At 53.7% G+C, this 1955-nt stretch carries 2 protein-coding genes; both read right to left on the reverse strand.

From position 1 onward, the window contains the following. Positions 1-4 precede the first annotated feature (4 nt). Entirely contained in the window at positions 5-370 is a 366-nt protein-coding gene (locus tag VU18_RS13125; protein ID WP_011232475.1) for an arsenate reductase family protein, read from the reverse strand. Between the two features lie 77 nt (positions 371-447). Continuing rightward, positions 448-1955, reverse strand: a 1508-nt coding sequence (locus VU18_RS13130; RefSeq protein WP_236687400.1) for an acyl-CoA dehydrogenase family protein, incomplete at its 5' end; no start/stop codon positions are given.

The following is a 1955-nucleotide window of genomic DNA, read 5'->3' on the forward strand; positions in this document are numbered from 1 at the left end:
TTTTTTATGTCCCCGCCGCGAAAAACGCCTCGTATTCTTGTTCGCGAAAGCCCACGACGACCCGCTCGCCGTCCGTCAAAATCGGCCGTTTGACCAACATCCCGTCCGAGGCGAGCCAATCGAGCATCTCGTCTTCCGATGCGCGGTCGAGCTTGTCCTTCAAGCCAAGCTCGCGGTATTTCATCCCGCTCGTGTTGAAAAATTTTTTGAGCGGCAGCCCGCTTTGACGGTGCAAACGGGCGAGCTGCTCTTTCGTCAGCGGCTCGTCGACCAAATGCACCGTTTGCACCTCAATGCCGTGTTCATCCAACCATTTTTTCGCCTTCCGGCACGTTCCGCATTTTGGATACCAATAGAGCGTGAGCGCCATCTTCACTCCTCCCTTTCATTTCCGCTGTGTGGCAAACAAATAAGAAGCACCAGGCAAACGCCTGGCACTTCCCATTATCACACAATATACCGTTCGGCTTCAATGAGCGCGGCGGCCGCTTCGCGTTTTTTCGCGATCACGTTGATCGGCGTATGGCGCGTCAGCCGTCGGAGAGCGGCGAGCATCATCCGCAGCGTGTCTCCTTGTTCGACGGCGACGAGCGTTTCTTTCGCATGGGCTTCAATTTCATTGAACGCCTCTTGGCAGAAAATTTGCGTGTACAGCAATTTTTGTTTGTTTTTCTCCTCACCGCTCGCCTGAATCGCTTTTTCCGTGCGCAAAAGCGCTGATTCCATCGCATAAATGTTCGAGACGATGTCGGCGATGTTGACGAGCACTTCTTGCTCTTCTTCAATGCGCTGGCCGTATTTTTGCGCCGCTAAACCGGCGACCATCAAGGCGATTTTTTTCGCGTTGCGCACCAAGTATTTCTCTTGTTCCAGCGCGCCCGTCCCCGGCTCTTCGGCGGCCATCATCATCAGTTCTTCCTGAAGCTGCTGCGCTTTTTGGAAGAGCGGCAGCTCGCCTTTTAACGCCTTTTTCAAATACATGCCCGGCACGAGAAGGCGGTTGATTTCGTTCGTCCCCTCGAAAATGCGGTTGATGCGCGAATCGCGGTAGGCGCGCTCAATTTCGTATTCCTGCATAAAGCCGTACCCGCCGTGGATTTGCACGCCTTCATCCACGATGTAATCGAGCACTTCCGTGGCAAAAAACTTGTTCAATGAGCATTCGATCGCATATTCGGCGATCGATTTCGCCACTTCTTTGCCATCTTTCGCCTTTTCCGCATCAAGCAGGCCCATCCGTTCATCGAACAAGCCGACCGTGCGGTAAACCGAGCTTTCGGCGGCATACAGGCGCGACGCCATCGTCGCGAATTTTTCCTGCGTCAACGTAAACTGCGAAATCGGCCGTTTGAATTGCTGGCGCTGATTGGCGTATTTGAGCGTGATTTCAAGCGCCCGCTTCGCGCCGCCGACCGCCCCTAACCCAAGCTTGTAGCGGCCGATGTTCAAAATGTTGAAGGCGATGACATGGCCTTTTCCGATTTCACCGAGCACGTTTTCTTTCGGCACCGGCACATCTTGCAAAATGAGCGTTCTTGTCGACGAGCTTTTAATCCCCATTTTCTTTTCTTCCGGACCAGTTGAAACGCCCGGGAAGTCGCGTTCCACGATGAACGCGGTGAAATGTTCGCCGTCGACTTTTGCATAGACGACAAACACATCAGCAAAACCGGAGTTGGTGATCCATTGTTTTTCGCCGTTTAAAATGTAATGCGTGCCTTCCGCGTTTAATCTCGCCGTCGTTTTCGCGCCGAGGGCGTCCGAACCCGAGCCAGGCTCCGTCAAGGCGTAGGCGGCGATTTTTTCGCCGGTCGCTAAATACGGCAAATATTTTTGTTTTTGTTCTTCCGTGCCAAACAACACAATCGGCAGCGAGCCAATTCCGACGTGCGCCCCGTGCGAAATGGCAAAACCGCCGGCCGGCGCCATTTTTTCCGCAATGATGGCCGAACTGA

The sequence above is a fragment of the Geobacillus sp. ZGt-1 genome, from assembly GCF_001026865.1.
GTDB lineage: Bacteria > Bacillota > Bacilli > Bacillales > Anoxybacillaceae > Geobacillus > Geobacillus thermoleovorans.

Bases quoted from the DNA above. Each gene is read 5' to 3' on its own strand.
- VU18_RS13125 (WP_011232475.1), bottom strand. From the start codon at position 370: ATGGCGCTCACGCTCTATTGGTATCCAAAATGCGGAACGTGCCGGAAG.